This is a genomic window from Aeromonas salmonicida, from assembly GCF_028355655.1.
GTDB classification, from domain to species: domain Bacteria; phylum Pseudomonadota; class Gammaproteobacteria; order Enterobacterales; family Aeromonadaceae; genus Aeromonas; species Aeromonas salmonicida.
Window position 1 is genome coordinate 3,870,175 of record NZ_CP110645.1, and the last position, 15,613, is coordinate 3,885,787.

The following is a 15,613-nucleotide window of genomic DNA, read 5'->3' on the forward strand; positions in this document are numbered from 1 at the left end:
TGCGTCAGAAAAACAAAAGCCCCGCCTGTTGGCGGGGCTTCGGATCCTTGCGGTCCGTAATTACTCAGCAACGATGCTAACGTACTTACGATTCAGCGGACCTTTAACTTCGAACAGGATCTTGCCAGTCGCTTTCGCGTACAGGGTGTGATCCGTGCCCAGACCAACGTTGGTGCCAGCGTGGAACTTGGTACCACGTTGACGAACGATGATGCTGCCTGCCAGAACTGTTTCGCCGCCGAAACGCTTAACGCCAAGGCGTTTAGCTTCAGAATCGCGACCGTTGCGGGATGAACCGCCAGCTTTTTTGTGTGCCATTTATCGGACTCCTCTAATTAAGCGCTGATGCCAGTGATTTTGACTTCAGTGAACCACTGACGGTGGCCCGCTTGCTTACGATGGTGCTTACGACGACGGAACTTGACGATAGTCACTTTCTCGCCACGGCCGTGAGCCACAACTTCAGCTACAACCTTGCCACCTTCAACGAAAGGAGCACCTACTTTAAAAGTGTCGCCTGCAGCAACCATCAGAACTTCATTGAAGTCGATAGTAGCGCCAGTCTCAACGTTCAGCTTTTCCAGACGAACGATTTGACCTTCGGCCACACGGTGTTGTTTTCCGCCGCTTTGGAATACCGCGTACATTTGATTAACTCCGTAAAGGCGTGTCTTTTGCTCAAGGCCAGACACGCGCAAAAACCTATAACAATGGGCCAGCATTCTACGCAAATCGATTTGCTCAGGCAAGGCCAATTTAGCAAAAAGTTTATTTTGTGCGCATATCTGCCGCCGTGAATAAACGCTTAACTGTAACCCATTGTGAAATCGTGTAGAATCCCCGCCATTACTAAAACCGCAGTTATTGCTGCCGTGACGTTACGAGACTTATGGACCAACAGACTATCCGTGCGCTCTGTGCTGCCGACATGACGGCGGTGAATGAACTGATCCTGGCGAGACTTCAGTCCGATGTCAGCCTGATCAACCAGCTGGGTTTCTATATTGTCAGTGCAGGCGGGAAACGGATGCGCCCCATGCTGACAGTGATGGCCGCCCGCGCACTGGGATACGAAGGTCAGGATCATCTCAAACTCGCCGCCATCATCGAATTCATTCATACCTCTACCCTGCTGCACGACGACGTGGTCGACGAATCCGATCTGCGCCGTGGCCGGGAGACCGCCAATGCGCTGTTTGGCAATGCTGCCAGCGTGCTGGTCGGCGACTACCTCTACAGCCGCTCCTTCCAGATGATGAGCGAGCTTTCCAACCTGCGAGTGATGGAGATCCTGTCGGATGCCACCAATACCATCGCAGAGGGGGAAGTGTTGCAGCTGATGAACTGCAACGATCCAGACACCACGGAACAGAGCTACATGACGGTCATCTACTGCAAGACCGCCAAGCTGTTCGAGGCCGCCACCCGCCTCGCGGCCGTGCTGACCCATCAGCCCGCGCCCGTCGAGCAGGCCATGACCGACTACGGCAAGTATCTGGGCACAGCCTTCCAGATCATCGATGACGTCATGGACTACTGCTCCCAGAGCGATGAGATGGGCAAGAACGTCGGTGACGATCTGGCCGAAGGCAAACCGACCCTGCCGCTGCTGCGGGCCATGGAAGTGGGCTCACCCGAAGAGCGCCAGCTGGTGCGTGATGCCATCGAGCACCGCAACGGCATGGAACATCTCGACCAGATTCTCGGGATTCTCGACCGCACCGGTGCGCTGGAGTACTCCCGCATGCGTGCCAGGGAAGAGGCTGACAAGGCCATTGCCGCCCTCGCCATCCTGCCGGACTCCCAGCACAAGCAGGCGCTGGAAACCCTGGCCCAGATGGCGGTACAACGCAGCGCCTGAGTCAGCGATATCTGCTGTTGCATAAAAAAAGAGGCCTCGGGGCCTCTTTTTTATTGTCTGTGCTGCAATGGAACTCAGAGCCAGCCACATGATTCAGTGGCCCAGCATCCAGAGGATGACGGCGCCCGCCACCACCAGAGATCCACCGATACGGCGCAGTTGTTCTGGTGGCTGTTCGCTCAGCAACCGCAGCATCTGTTGCCAGGCTTTGGGCATCAGCAAAGGGCCAAGCCCTTCAAACAGCAATAGCAGCCCCAATCCCATCAGAATGGATGTCAGCATCTCATCTCCTTGCACAAAAAAGCCGCCCGTATCCGCGGTTGGTCTCATGCCATAAAGCAAAAGGGCCTGAATCATCAGGCCCTTTGGTCTTATGCTTGTCTCTTACTGCTTGGTGCCGTGAGGAGACTTGAGGTAGCGGAAGAACTCGCTGTCTGGTTTGAGTACCATCAGGTCGTTGCCACCGGCAAAACTCTTGCGATAGGCCTCCATACTACGCACGAAGCTGAAAAACTCGGGGTCTTTCTTGTAGCTGTCGGCATAGATCTTGGCGGCTTCAGCATCCCCTTCACCACGCAGTTGACGCGCATTACTCTCGGCATCGGCGATCATGACGGTCACCTTGCGGTCGATGTCGGCACGCAGGATTTCGGCCTGCTCGCGACCCTGGGAGCGATGCTCACGGGCCACGGCCGTCCGTTCGGCACGCATCCGCTGATAGATGGAGCTGGAGACTTCCACCGGCAGGTTGATCTGCTTGATCCGCACATCAACTACCTTGATGCCGAGCTCGGAGGAGCGTGCCATCTTCATCAGGGCATCTTCCATCACGGTACTGCGCTCACCGGAGACGATGTCCTTGATGGTGCGGTTACCGATCTCGGAGCGCAGACCGTTGTTGATCTTGCGCTTGAGCAGGTCTTCGGCCTGGATCTTGTTGCCACCACCCGTTGCCAGGTAGTACTTGGAGAAGTCCTCAATCTTCCACTTCACGTAGGAGTCGATGATGAGATCTTTCTTCTCGGAGGTCACGAAGCGATCCGCCTGGCCTTCCAGGGTCTGGATGCGGGCATCCATCTTGCGAACCTGATCGATGAGCGGCACCTTGAAGTGCAAACCGGGCTCATAAAGCCGCGGCTCGCCGGATTCAACCCGCTTCACCTTGCCAAACTGGACGACAATCCCCTTCTGACCTTCATCGATGATGAAGATGGAAGAGAAGCAGACCATGGCGGCCACAGCGATGACACCAATAGCTATTTTTTTCATCTATTAGTTTCTCCCTGAGCTGAAACGGTCACCGCTACGCAGCGGGGTCGGTGTGGAATTGGCCCCTTCGTTGGACGGCGGCGTCGATTCCACCACTGACGTGCCAGCCGGACGAGCCGGTTGCACTGCAGTTGCTTTACCAGACAACTTGTCGAGAGGCAGATAGATCATGCTGTTGTTACCAGCGGGCATGTCCACCAACACCTTGTTGGCCTGTTGATAGAGCTCTTCCATCGTTTCCAGATAGATACGCTCACGGGTCAATTCAGGTGCGGCCTGATACTGGGGCAGCAACTCGTTGAAGCGAGCCACTTCACCCTTGGCCTTCAGCACTATCTGGGACTTGTAACCTTCAGCTTCCTGCTCCAGACGCTTGACCGAGCCGCGAGCCTTTGGCTCAACTTCACGGGCATAGGCTTCTGCTTCACGAATGAAACGCTGCTCATCTTCCTGGGCGGAAATGGCATCATCGAATGCATCTTTAACCTCTTCAGGCGGACGAGCCGGCAGGAAGTTGACGTCGACGATCTGAAGACCCATCTGATACGGTTCAATGATACCGTCGATCACCTGCCAGGTTTCCTGACGGACCTTTTCCCGACCCGTGGTCAGGACATCGTCCATCCGGGTGTGACCCACGACATAGCGCAGGGCGCTATCGGTGGCCTGACCCAGGCTCTCGTCAGCATTGGTGACGCTGAACAGATACTGCTCGGGATCGACCACGCGATACTGCACGTCCATTTCGACACGCACTACGTTTTCGTCCTGAGTCAGCATGAAGCCGGAGGCGGGCAGCGAGCGTACAGACTCGACGTCCACCGGGATCACCCGGTCGATGAAGGTCGGTTTCCAGCGCAGGCCCGGATCCACGTTATGGGAATACTCCCCAAAACGCAGCACCACACCCCGCTCTGCTTCGCGAATGGTATAGAAGCCGCTGACGACCCATACCACCACAGCAACCACCAGGGCGATAGAGAGACCAAAACGGCCCATCTCGCCACCTGACTTGCCACCACCCAGCAAACCACCAAAACGGCGGCTTACCTTGCGCAACATCTCGTCCAGATCAGGGGGTCCCTGATTCTTGCCGTTGTTCCCCCAAGGGTCACGGTCTTTGCCGTTGTTTCCAGGCTCATTCCAAGCCATCAGCATCTCCATTAATACAAGCGGATGGATATCAACTCTATCTGGCCATCAATCATTGATGAAGCCTGCAAACATTCATCTTCATCGACGAATCAATGCCTGATAAAGCGTTGTAAATTCTCGCCTTCCTGTTTCACGAGGCGGTTCCAGTCGGCCAGTTGCAGGCGAACTTGCAACACAAAATCCCCCTCCTCGCTGAAACCTTCCTGCTCAATGCCTTTGAGACGATAGAGCGCACTTCGCAATCTGGCGGCCGAAGGGGGTAACTGCAAGGTGTGATGCACCATGGATCCGGCCAGCAACTCGGTCAGGGCCGTAAACAGGTATTCACAGCCTTCACCGCTCTGGGCAGACAACCAGAGTCGCACCGGGCGCCCCTCATCATCCCGCTCCAGACCTGCCGGACGATCCGCCAGCTTGTCTATCTTGTTACAGATCATCAACTGGGGCCTGTCATCGGCCTCAATTTCGGCCAACACCTGCTGTACCGAATCGATATTCTCTTGCATCTGTTCGTCGGCACAGTCCACCACGTGCAGCAACAAGTCCGCTTCGCGGGTCTCCTGCAGCGTCGCTTTGAAAGCTGCGACCAGATCATGGGGCAAGTGCCGAATAAATCCAACTGTATCCGCCAGAATCACATCACCCACATCCCGGATCACCAATTTACGCAAGGTGGGATCCAGTGTTGCGAACAATTGATCGGCAGCATACACGCTGGCAGCTGTAAGTTGGTTGAACAAAGTGGATTTTCCGGCGTTGGTGTAACCCACCAGTGAAACGGTCGGTACCTCATTGCGGTTACGGGCGCGACGGCCCTGTTCCCGCTGTTTGGCCACTTTGTCGAGCCGACGCAAAATCGCCTTGATGCGCTCACGCAACAGGCGGCGGTCGGTTTCCAGCTGGGTTTCACCAGGGCCGCGCAGACCGATCCCGCCCTTCTGACGTTCAAGGTGGGTCCAGCCGCGTACAAGGCGAGTAGAAAGATGGCGTAACTGGGCAAGTTCGACCTGCAACTTGCCTTCGTGGGTTCGGGCGCGCTGGGCAAAGATATCTAGGATCAGGCCGGTTCTGTCCACGACACGGCACTGGAACAGGCGTTCCAGATTGCGTTCCTGGGCAGGGGTCAGGGCATGGTTGAAGATCACCACATCTGCGCCCAGCATCTGCACCTGGGACGCGATCTCTTCAGCCTTGCCGCTGCCGACAAAGAGTTTGGCGCTGGGCGCACTGCGGTTGGTGGTCACCACCCCCAATGCATTGACGCCGGCCGAGCTCACCAACATTTTGAGCTCTTCCAGATCCTCCCGCTCACCCTCATCACTGAAGTTGACGTGCACCAGAACGGCCTGTTCGCCGGCTTCATAACGGTCAAACAAGCGCTTGCTCCTTGACAGGAATCATGACGAATCTGAATTGGCGAGTCGTCTCGCCTCGAGATATCACGCTTCAGCTTCACCCTGTTCTTCGCCAGCTGCGCCAGGGACGTGCTGGTGATGGTTGACGGCACGGGCCGGCACCACGGTGGAAATAGCGTGCTTGTAGACCATCTGGCTCACGGTGTTCTTCAGCAAAATGACAAACTGGTCAAACGATTCGATCTGACCCTGCAGTTTGATGCCGTTCACCAAATAAATAGAAACAGGAATCCGCTCACGGCGCAGCGCATTCAAAAACGGGTCTTGGAGAGATTGCCCCTTAGCCATCTTCTTTTCCTTATAGTTTGTTGTTTTTAAACACCGGATATCAATATAACAACCTGATTATACAGGAGTGTCAAGCCACTCCGGCACGGGCAACGACCCTTGCCAGATTGCCAGACTCACCAGATTCCAGCCAGGTGACTTCAGGCCAACCGCGCAACCAGGTCATTTGACGCTTGGCCAACTGGCGGGTGGCAACAATACCGCGATAGCGCATCTCATCATACTCCACTTCCCCTGCCAGGTAGTCCCACATTTGGCGGTAGCCAACGCAGCGAATAGCTGGCAGGTCGGGGGTGAGATCGCCTCGTTCATAAAGCGCACGCACCTCTTGCTCGAAGCCACTTTGCAACATCTTGTCAAAGCGCTGTTCGATACGCTTGTGCAACAGGGCGCGATCGCTCGGGGCAATGGCAAACTGGTGTACCCGATACGGCAACCCTTCCCCCTGCACCTGAGTCAGTTCGGTCAGGGTTTTGCCACTGATGCGATACACCTCCAAGGCCCGGCTAAGACGCTGCGGGTCATTGGGATGAATGCGCGCGCCGGCAACCGGATCGATCCGCACCAGCTCATCGTGCAGCGCCTGCCAGCCGAGGCGTGCAGCCTCCTCTTCCAGCTCGGCGCGAATGGCCGGATCGGCGGATGGCAGCGGAGAAAGCCCCTCCAGCAGTGCCTTGAAATAGAGCATTGTGCCCCCCACCAGCAGCGGAATGCGGCCGCGGGCGACAATATCGTTCATCTCCCGCAGGGCATCGCGGCAAAAGTCGGCGGCCGAATAGCTCAGGGCAGGATCGATAATATCGATCAACTTGTGGGGAGCCAGAGCCAACTCTTGCGCCGTCGGCTTGGCAGTTCCTATATCCATGCCGCGATAGATAAGCGCTGAGTCCACGCTGATGATGTCGCAAGGCAGGGTTTGGCACAGGGCGATGGCGAGATCCGTCTTGCCGGAGGCCGTTGGCCCCATCAAAAAAATTGCATTCGGCAAGTCAGCCACGTTCAAATTCCTCGATCAGATTTACCAGCCACAGCGAGCACATCACGGGCTTATTGCCAGGCTGTGTGTTGGAACAAGCACTCGGCAACTCAGCCGCCATGTGCAAACGCCTCCAGCACTGTCGTCAGCGACACGGGGCGCACCATGCGAATATCTGCCAATTGGTCACTGAAATCGGCCACAAGTTCCGTCAGCAAGCGATTGGCTGTTGAAAAATCGTATATTTTTTCGTGGCTTATCCCCTGCTCAACCAGCCATTGGCATAATACTTCAGCCAGCTGGCTCGCATCACTGTCAGATCCGCTCTCGATAATTTGCAACAATTCGGGTAATAGCCGCACCAGATCGGTCTGACGCAGCAAGGCTGGCACCCGAGTCAGGATCATGGTGTCACGCCCCCCGCTTTTCAACTCCAGCCCTATCCGTTTGAGCAAACGTTCCTGCGCTTCAACCAGCGATATCAGGTTTTTCGGCAGCTTGAACGAAACTGGCAGCAACAGGGGTTGCGCAGCCAGCCCCTGGCCCCAGGCTTCCAGCAACCAGTTGCGCAGCAGCAGGCGCTCAGCCCGCACCAGAGAGAGCAAAGCCAGCTGGCCATCTCGCACCAACAACAGATAGGCCTGCTCCACCAGGGTGAGTGCCTGCCAGACTCCGGGTACGGTCTGAGCTGCTGCACTGGGCACCATTGCAGCGGTAGCGGATGCAGCAGACGCGGGCCCGGCACTAGGCAAGGTGGTGAGCAGTGCGCCCATGCCCCGCATCGCCTCCCGGCTGGGTGGCTCAGGCGGTTGGTAGTTGCCGGCACGCGCCGCGCCCCCTTCTCGCACTTCATTCGTCGAGGCAGGAGCCCGATAGCTGTGTTCGGCGCCATACCACTCGGGACGAGGCGCCTGCCCGGGATATTCAATCTGCCCGCTTACCGGTAGTTCGACCAGGGTTTCGGCCAGCGGCTCTTCCTGATGAGCGGCGCTGACCCCTTCGCGGCGCAGCGCAGTAAACAGCGCCTGGAAGATAAAATCGTGGATCAGCCGCGCCTGATGAAAGCGCACCTCGTGTTTGGCAGGATGAACGTTCACATCCACCTGGTGGGGATCCAGCTCGATATAGAGCACATAGGCGGCGAAGCGGTCGGTGGGCAGCAGCTCGTCATAGGCCTGGCGGATGGCATGATTGATGAGCTTGTCGCGCATCATGCGACCGTTCACATAGGTGTATTGCAGGTCGTTCTGCGGTCTGGCTCCCTCAGGCAGTGCCAGCCACCCCCATAGACGAACGTCGCTATGTTCGCTCTCCACCGCCAGCGCATGGTGCATGAAGGGGGTTCCACAAACGGCGGCGAGGCGACGCTCCTGCTCCGGCACCGTATTGGCGGCCTTGTACTGGCGCATCACCTTGCCGTTGTGACGCAGGATCAGGGTGACATCGAAACGGGAGAGCGCAATGCGGCGCACCAGCTCATCGATATGGGCAAATTCGGTCTTTTCACTGCGCATGAACTTGCGCCGCGCCGGGGTATTGAAGAAGAGATCTACCACTTCCACCGTGGTGCCAACCGGATGGGCCGCCGGTTTGACGGTGACGTTCATCTCTCGCCCTTCCGCCTGTGCCTGCCAGGCTTCGGACTGATCCTGGGTGCGGGAGGTAAATGTGAGACGGGAGACAGAGCTGATGGAGGCGAGCGCCTCCCCGCGAAAGCCGAGACTGCAGATCCCTTCCAGATCATCCAGGGTCGCCACCTTGGAGGTAGCGTGGCGCGACAGTGCCAGCACCAGCTCGTCTTTGGCGACGCCGCAGCCGTTGTCCCGAATGCGGATCAGCTTGGCACCGCCCTTGTCGATGTCTATTTCGACCCGGTCGGCGCCCGCATCCAGGCTGTTTTCCACCAGCTCCTTCACGACAGAGGAGGGCCGCTCCACCACCTCTCCGGCGGCAATCTGGTTGGCCAGGATCGGCGGTAAAATACGGATCGGCATGGTTTACTCCTGACTTTTAATCTTGCGGGATCCAGACACTTTCACCACTGAGCAGGACCGATCCACCGCATCACCGCCGGCGACAACCTGGTTGGCCAGGAGGAGCGGTAAAACAGGGATCGGCATGGCTGACTCCTGGTTTTTATTCTTGCGGGATATAGAGCACCTGCCCTATCTGGATATCCCGTGATTTGAGTTTGTTGATCTCCACCAGCCGGGCCTGACTCACCCTGTGCTTCTCGGCAAGGCGGGAGAGGCTCTCGCCCCGTCTGACGACGTGGCGCAGCATTCTGGACTTCTCATTGGCCTGCACGCTGGTGACAGGTACGCTCGGCTCCTTGGCGGCCACCGAGTAGGGTTTGATCACTCCGGCACCAGACGAGCTGCTGACACTGCTGACAGGCGCACCGCCATCGCGCACTGTGGCAGGCATACGATTGGTCACCACGGGCTGGGATTGTACCTGAACCGGTTTGCTCACGGCGGCAGGCTTGTTGACGGCAACGGGCCTGCTGACGGCAGCCGGCCGACTGGCCTGTCCCTTGCCAGTCAGCATGGCGCCCTTGGTCGGATGAGCACGGTAGTAATTGCGGATCCCCTCGAAGATGGCGCGGGCCAGCTTGTCTTGATAGGCGGGGGTAGCCAGCAGCTTCTCTTCCGCATGGTTGGAAATAAAACCTGTCTCTACCAGCACGGAGGGAATGTCCGGGGCTTTCAGCACAGCCAGACTGGCATGCTCCGGCGCCTTTTTGTGCAATCTGGCCACCTTGCCCATGGAGCGCAGGATCTGGCGGCTGACGTCATAGCCCTCGGCACGGGACTTGTCCATGGAGAGATCGAGGAAGGTCTGCGCCAGATAGGGATTCGGGTCGGATTCGGCCAATACCTTGCCTACCCCACCCAGCAGTTCCCCCTGTTTCTCCTGTTTCTCCAGCCAGCTGCCCATCTCGCGGTTGGCGCGGTTGGTCGACAGCACCCAGACAGAGGCGCCGCGCGGCGTCGAGTTGTGGAAGCTGTCCGCGTGAACGGAGACCAGCAGATCCGCCTTGGCCTTGCGGGCAATTTCGGAGCGCTTGTTCAGATCCACGAAGTAGTCCCCGCGGCGAGTCAGCACGGCGCGCATGCCGGGTTCCCTGTCAATGAGTGCCGCCAGCTTCTGGGATACCGCCAGGGTGACCCGCTTCTCATAGGTGTGACGGGGACCGATGGAGCCCGGATCTTCCCCGCCGTGGCCCGGATCGATTGCGATCACCACCCCCTTGCCTTTACCCCCCACAGGAGTGGCTTGCACGGCGGCGGCAGAGCGCTTCTCTTCATAAGGCAGGTCTATCACCAACCGGTGGCCATAGGGGCCTGCCGGCGCCAGCGGAAACACCACGGGTTTGATGGTGGAACTGAGATCCAGCACCAGCCGCAGTCCACCCTTTTCCAGCGGCGAGCTCTCGCGGATCTTGCGCACCAGCTCGCTGTTGTTCCCGATACGGGCCAGATTGGCGACGTTGTTCGCCCCTTTGAGGTCGATCACCAGTCGATCCGGGCCGGTCAGGGTGAAGTAGTTGTAATTGGGAGCACTGCTCATGTCGAGCACCACCCGGGTGTTATCCGGCGATGGCCATACCCGCACACTCTTGAGCTGATTCGCCCAGGAGGGTAAGGCCATCAGAGAGAGGGCAATAACAAGGATCAAGCGCACGTAGATGACAACCGTTCCAGAATGGCTTCGCCAATAGCAGTGCGGGCTTCTATCAGAGCCTCACGCTGCTCGTTTACATAAGTCAGGGTAATGTCCAGATCGGGCGCCGGCAGCCAGCCTTCCCCCTTCTCCGGCCACTCCACCAGACAGAGGGTATTGGCAGCAAAGTAGTCACGGATACCCATGAACTCCAGCTCTTCCGGATCAGCCAGACGATAGAGATCGAAGTGATAAACCTGCCAATCGGCCAGTTCATAGGGTTCAACCAGGGTATAGGTCGGGCTCTTGACCTTGCCCTGATGCCCCAGCCCTTGCACCCAGCCACGGGTCAGGGTGGTTTTTCCGGCCCCGAGGGAGCCGTGCAAGAACACCGTGGTCGCCTGCAGGCAGGCATGTGCCAGACGGCCACCCAGTGCCACTGTTGCTGCCTCGTCCGGCAGTGTCATCATCAACTGTTTTGCCATGTTCTTCTTTAACTTGTTATGGAGTCGGGATTAACCAGTCGACGGATAAAGGGCAGCAGGTCTGATGCCAGCATACCTCTCTCTCCGTCTGCGGCGGCCAGATCGGCCGCTTCCCCGTGGATCACGGCTCCCAGCCGGGTTGCCTCGACGGCAAACCAGCCCTGAGCCAACAGGGCGGCGATTATACCAGACAAGAGATCGCCCATGCCGCCACTGGCCATGCCGGGATTGCCCTCATCACAGAGCGCGATTTGCTTGCCGTCATCAATGAGCGACCCCGCGCCCTTGAGCAGCACTACGCCGCCAAAGCGCTGCTGCAGGCGCCGCACAGCGGCAAAACGATCCGCTGCAATGTCGGCAATGGAGCAGCCCAGCAGGCGTGCCGCCTCACCCGGGTGAGGCGTGAGCACCCAATTATCCTGATGACGGGGACATAGCGCCAGCCAATTCAATCCATCGGCGTCCAATACCAGCGGCAAGCTGTCATTGACCAATAATTCAAAATGGCGCCGACCCCATTCGTCCTGACCGAGTCCCGGCCCCACCAGCCGCACCGAAGCCCAGTACTCATTCGTATCAATCACTGAGTTCATCAACTCGGCTTGATAGAGGCTGACGGGCCCATGACTCGGATGCTGGCACACCCGTACCAGACCCGCTCCCGCCCGCAGGCAGGCAAGACCCGCCAGTACTATGGCTCCCTGCATGCCCACATTGCCCCCGGCCAGCAGCACCTTGCCGTGGGAGCCCTTGTGAGCCGAGCGCTGGCGCGGCGTCAGCAGGTGTTTGAGGCCGGGATAATCAATCCGCTCAGCCGCCGCTTGCAGCGTCTCCTCTGGCATGACTCCGAGGGGATCGCAGTCGAGTTGGCCCACCCCATCCACACCATCGCTGGTAAGCATGCCCTGCTTGATGCCGATGAAGGTGAGGGTGCGAGTGGCACGCACCAGCGCCCCCATGGCGCAGCCGGTATCGGCATTGAGGCCGGAGGGCAGATCCACCGCCAATACAGGCGCGCCCAAGCTATTGATTGTTGCGACGATCTTTGTCAGAAGCGGCGATAGGGGGGTATGGACACCCGTGCCAAGCAGTGCATCTATCACCAGGTCCGGCGGCGGCAGTGAATCCAGCTCGCTGGCGCCTGCCATCAGCACAGTCCCCCCCAGCGCCAACCAGTCATCGGCGGCTCGCCTGGCATCCCCTTTCAGCTCGTCAGGCGCTCTGGCGGCGATCACCCGGGGTTCAAGGCCTATCTGTCTGGCGAGACGTGCCAGCACATAGCCATCCCCGCCGTTGTTGCCCGGGCCGACAAAGATCCACCAGCGGCGGCTCTGCGGCCAATGATGGGTGGCATAGGTACGCAGCGCCGCACCGGCACGCTCCATCAGGGCGTAGAGTTCCTGCCCTTCTCGCTCGGCCCAGCGCTGCTCCAGCGCGCGGACCTGTTCAGTCCGCCACAGTGATTGTGGTAAACTGCGCACCTCTTTCCCGCTGATAGCATCCCCGATGACCTTTACCATGACGGCTCCTGACTTTCATCCATTAGCCCTGGCTGAGACGCTTCGGGCACGCGATGCGACATGACCACATCTGATTTTCACTGCCGGTTGACCCAGGACATCAAGCCTTGCGGACCAGGTGCAGCATGACCATACCTGATTTTCACCGTCGATTGACTCTGGATATCAAGCCTGTGGAGCTCGATGCAGCATGACTACGCCTGATTTTCAGCAGTTGGCTCACGATATCAAGCTATGGGCAGGCGAGCTAGGATTTGACCAGGTCGGTATCACGGACACGGATCTTACCCTCGAGGAGCCCAGGCTGCAGGCCTGGCTGGATGCAGGCCATCACGGCAGCATGGACTACATGGCCCGACACGGCATGATGCGGGCCCGCCCCCATGAGCTGCTGCCGGGCACACTGCGGGTAGTGTCGGTGCGCATGAACTACCTCCCCTTCGAGGCGGGTTTTGCCGCCACCCTGCGCGATCCGACCCTCGGGTACATCAGCCGCTACGCTCTCGGCCGCGACTACCACAAGGTGCTGCGCAACCGCCTCAAGCAACTGGGGGAGCGGATCGAACAGCGTTGTCAGGCGCTGTTTCAAACCACCCAGGACACAATGGGAGAGTGGCGCCCCTTCGTCGACTCGGCCCCCATACTGGAGCGGCCGCTGGCCGCCAAGGCGGGACTGGGCTGGGTCGGCAAGCATTCGCTACTGCTCAACGAATCGGCCGGTTCTTTCTTTTTTCTGGGGGAGCTGCTGCTCGGCCTGCCCCTGCCCATCGATGCCCCGGTGGAAAAAGAGCAATGCGGCAAGTGCGTGGCCTGCATCAATATCTGCCCGACCGGTGCCATAGTCGCGCCCTATGTGGTGGATGGGCGCCGCTGCATCTCCTACCTAACCATAGAGAACGACGGTCCCATCCCGGAAGAGTTCAGGCCGCTCATGGGCAATCGCATCTATGGTTGTGACGACTGCCAGCTCATCTGCCCCTGGAATCGCTATGCAGATGCAAGCCCGGAACCCGACTTCAAAGCGCGCCCCAACCTGCACCGCCCGCCCCTGCTGGTGCTGTGGCGCTGGGCCGAGAGCGAATTTCTCAAGCACACTGAGGGGAGCCCGATCCGGCGCATCGGCTATCAACGCTGGCGCCGCAACCTGGCGGTGGCGCTTGGCAACGGCCCGGCTACGCCAGAGGTGATCGCCGCCCTGCAACTGGCGCTCACCAGCGCCGAGCCCATGGTGGCCGAACACATAGAGTGGGCACTGACGACCCTGGCCAAACGCCAGCAGGATGACAACAAAAAGACACGCTTGCTGATCCGTTGCATCGAAAAAGGTCTGCCGGATCACGCATAAGCGATCTGCCCCTTGCCGGATGCACACCATTTTTTCATGCTCTGTCGGCGGTTAACCGTCGGCACCATAAGCACTATAAAAGGAACAATCTGATGCAGATGTTGGGAGTGGATATCGGTGGCTCAGGGATCAAGGGATGCCTGGTCGATACCGAAACAGGCGAGCTGATTGGCGAACGCCACCGTCTGGCAACACCGCAACCGGCTACCCCGGCGGCCGTGGCACATACCCTCAAGGCACTGGTAGAACACTTCCAATGGAAGGGCCCTGTGGGTTGCGGCTTTCCCGCCACCATCCACAACGGCATCGCCAAGAGCGCGGCCAACATCGACAAGAGCTGGATCGAGACCGATGCTGCCCACCTGTTTTCGGATGTGACCGGCCTGCCCTGCCATGTGCTCAACGATGCCGATGCGGCGGGTCTGGCCGAGATGCGCTTTGGTGCCGGCAAGGATCGCAAGGGGATCATCATCCTCATCACTGTTGGTACCGGCATAGGTACTGCTGTGTTCGTCAACGGCCAGCTGCTGCCCAACACCGAGCTGGGTCACCTGATACTGGAAGGCATGGTAGCCGAGCACTACTGCTCGGATGCGGTGCGCAAGCGGGAGGATCTCTCCTGGAGCCGCTGGGGAAAACGCTTCAACAAATATCTGGCCAGACTGGAGTTTCTGTTCTCCCCCGACCTCTTTATCCTGGGGGGCGGCAGCTCAGCCAAGCTCGACAAATTCATCGATCGCATCGAAACCCGGGCGCCGCTGGTGGCAGCCGCCAGTCTCAATCAGGCTGGCATCATAGGGGCTGCCCTTCATGCGGCCGAATGCAGCGCCGAACAGCAGTAAGGCGGCATCCCCTCTTTGGGTCGATGATAGAAAAGAGGCCCGGCAAATGCCGGGCCTCTTTCGTTGCACCTTTACCGCGGCTAGATGTCGTCGAGCCGATGCACACCGTGTACCAGTCGGGTCAAGCGGGTTTGTTCCAGCGACGCCAGCGAGGTCAGCAAGGCAGCTGTCTCGTCGGTCGGGCACTCACGGGCCAGATGGCTCAGCTCGCCGATGAGTTTTTCTTCCTGACGACACACCTGCTGCACTATGTCCTGAGTCTGGGCACTGGCAGGTAGTGCCAGCCGCTGGATCTCGGGCAACAGATCCTCGCTGAAGCCCCGCTCCAGCCAGGTTTCCTTGACGCCCTGACTCAGCTGTCCCTGATAATCGTGCAGATGGGCACTCGCTTCATCTTCCCGCCCTTGCAGATGCGCCAGCAACATGCGACTGCGCTCGCCATCCACTTCTGCCATCAATCGCCCATAACAGAGTCCGAGCTGGTGATGAACCTGTTCGAGGTAAGACAGCAAATCCTTGATCTGTTGAAATCGCATCACTCACTCCTCCTGCCACGCCACACCTGTTGAGTATAAAAAACAACCACACATATCCCAAACCAAAGGAGGTCGCTTTTTGTGCTGCATCAAGGGGATGGATAACAAAAGAGATAAAGGAACAAAGTGGAACGATTTGTGCCATCTTGGTGGCAGCCAAAGAGTGCGAACAGCACTCCTGCTCTCATGACCAACAAAACAGAAATTGAAAGCATATTGTCCAGGTTATATTCGGAGAAAATCAACAATAGCCAA

General features: G+C 58.6%; 16 protein-coding genes. 3 read left to right on the forward strand and 13 right to left on the reverse strand.

From position 1 onward, the window contains the following. Window positions 1-60: 60 nt before the first annotated feature. Window positions 61-318, reverse strand: coding sequence for a 50S ribosomal protein L27 (rpmA, locus tag ONZ54_RS17930; protein ID WP_005311678.1), 258 nt, complete (start codon window positions 316-318; stop codon window positions 61-63). Window positions 319-335: 17 nt separating this feature from the next. Next, window positions 336-647, reverse strand: coding sequence for a 50S ribosomal protein L21 (gene rplU, locus ONZ54_RS17935; RefSeq protein WP_005304210.1), 312 nt, complete (start codon window positions 645-647; stop codon window positions 336-338). Window positions 648-889: 242 nt separating this feature from the next. Here rplU and ispB point away from each other — a divergent pair, with 242 nt between their 5' ends. After that, window positions 890-1,861: an octaprenyl diphosphate synthase gene (gene ispB, locus ONZ54_RS17940; protein WP_059113143.1), complete on the forward strand. Its 972-nt coding sequence runs from the start codon at window positions 890-892 to the stop codon at window positions 1,859-1,861. Between the two features lie 93 nt (window positions 1,862-1,954). On the opposite strand, the gene ONZ54_RS17945 is transcribed toward ispB, so the two are convergent. The 10 genes from ONZ54_RS17945 to ONZ54_RS17990 all read right to left on the reverse strand — a co-directional run bounded on the left by ONZ54_RS17945 (window position 1,955) and on the right by ONZ54_RS17990 (window position 12,635). Beyond that, on the reverse strand, window positions 1,955-2,143 hold the full coding sequence (locus tag ONZ54_RS17945; protein ID WP_005311672.1) for a DUF2065 domain-containing protein: 189 nt from the start codon (window positions 2,141-2,143) through the stop codon (window positions 1,955-1,957). A 102-nt stretch (window positions 2,144-2,245) separates the two neighbouring features. Continuing rightward, the gene (hflC, locus tag ONZ54_RS17950; protein ID WP_005311670.1) at window positions 2,246-3,130 is read right to left on the reverse strand and encodes a protease modulator HflC; all 885 of its coding nucleotides are present in this window, start codon (window positions 3,128-3,130) and stop codon (window positions 2,246-2,248) included. A gap of 3 nt (window positions 3,131-3,133) precedes the next feature. Further along, window positions 3,134-4,282 carry an FtsH protease activity modulator HflK gene (hflK, locus tag ONZ54_RS17955; RefSeq protein ID WP_005311668.1) on the reverse strand — a complete coding sequence of 383 codons (1,149 nt, stop codon included), beginning with the start codon at window positions 4,280-4,282 and terminating at the stop codon, window positions 3,134-3,136. A gap of 92 nt (window positions 4,283-4,374) precedes the next feature. Continuing rightward, window positions 4,375-5,661 carry a ribosome rescue GTPase HflX gene (hflX, locus tag ONZ54_RS17960; RefSeq protein WP_021138373.1) on the reverse strand — a complete coding sequence of 429 codons (1,287 nt, stop codon included), beginning with the start codon at window positions 5,659-5,661 and terminating at the stop codon, window positions 4,375-4,377. A 63-nt stretch (window positions 5,662-5,724) separates the two neighbouring features. After that, the gene (hfq, locus tag ONZ54_RS17965) at window positions 5,725-5,988 is read right to left on the reverse strand and encodes an RNA chaperone Hfq (RefSeq protein WP_005311664.1); all 264 of its coding nucleotides are present in this window, start codon (window positions 5,986-5,988) and stop codon (window positions 5,725-5,727) included. 70 nt (window positions 5,989-6,058) lie between these two features. Next, on the reverse strand, window positions 6,059-6,976 hold the full coding sequence (miaA, locus tag ONZ54_RS17970) for a tRNA (adenosine(37)-N6)-dimethylallyltransferase MiaA (RefSeq protein WP_080697378.1): 918 nt from the start codon (window positions 6,974-6,976) through the stop codon (window positions 6,059-6,061). Window positions 6,977-7,074: 98 nt separating this feature from the next. Then, a complete protein-coding gene (gene mutL / locus ONZ54_RS17975; RefSeq protein ID WP_271786830.1) occupies window positions 7,075-8,958 on the reverse strand; it encodes a DNA mismatch repair endonuclease MutL in 1,884 nt (627 codons plus the stop codon). Between the two features lie 142 nt (window positions 8,959-9,100). Continuing rightward, window positions 9,101-10,651 carry an N-acetylmuramoyl-L-alanine amidase gene (locus ONZ54_RS17980; protein ID WP_271786831.1) on the reverse strand — a complete coding sequence of 517 codons (1,551 nt, stop codon included), beginning with the start codon at window positions 10,649-10,651 and terminating at the stop codon, window positions 9,101-9,103. Continuing rightward, window positions 10,642-11,115, reverse strand: coding sequence for a tRNA (adenosine(37)-N6)-threonylcarbamoyltransferase complex ATPase subunit type 1 TsaE (gene tsaE, locus ONZ54_RS17985; RefSeq protein ID WP_005311656.1), 474 nt, complete (start codon window positions 11,113-11,115; stop codon window positions 10,642-10,644). Before tsaE ends, ONZ54_RS17980 begins: the two co-directional genes overlap by 10 nt. Before the next feature lie 8 nt (window positions 11,116-11,123). Next, window positions 11,124-12,635: an NAD(P)H-hydrate dehydratase gene (locus ONZ54_RS17990; protein WP_271786832.1), complete on the reverse strand. Its 1,512-nt coding sequence runs from the start codon at window positions 12,633-12,635 to the stop codon at window positions 11,124-11,126. Window positions 12,636-12,825: 190 nt separating this feature from the next. On the opposite strand from ONZ54_RS17990, the gene queG reads away from it, so the two are divergent. Together queG and ppgK are read left to right on the forward strand one after the other, a co-directional pair. Beyond that, on the forward strand, window positions 12,826-13,980 hold the full coding sequence (queG, locus tag ONZ54_RS17995; protein WP_271786833.1) for a tRNA epoxyqueuosine(34) reductase QueG: 1,155 nt from the start codon (window positions 12,826-12,828) through the stop codon (window positions 13,978-13,980). 92 nt (window positions 13,981-14,072) lie between these two features. Further along, the gene (gene ppgK, locus ONZ54_RS18000) at window positions 14,073-14,822 is read left to right on the forward strand and encodes a polyphosphate--glucose phosphotransferase (RefSeq protein ID WP_271786834.1); all 750 of its coding nucleotides are present in this window, start codon (window positions 14,073-14,075) and stop codon (window positions 14,820-14,822) included. 80 nt (window positions 14,823-14,902) lie between these two features. Here ppgK and ONZ54_RS18005 read toward each other — a convergent pair whose 3' ends face one another. Continuing rightward, window positions 14,903-15,358 carry a hypothetical protein gene (locus tag ONZ54_RS18005; protein ID WP_271786835.1) on the reverse strand — a complete coding sequence of 152 codons (456 nt, stop codon included), beginning with the start codon at window positions 15,356-15,358 and terminating at the stop codon, window positions 14,903-14,905. Window positions 15,359-15,613 lie beyond the last annotated feature (255 nt).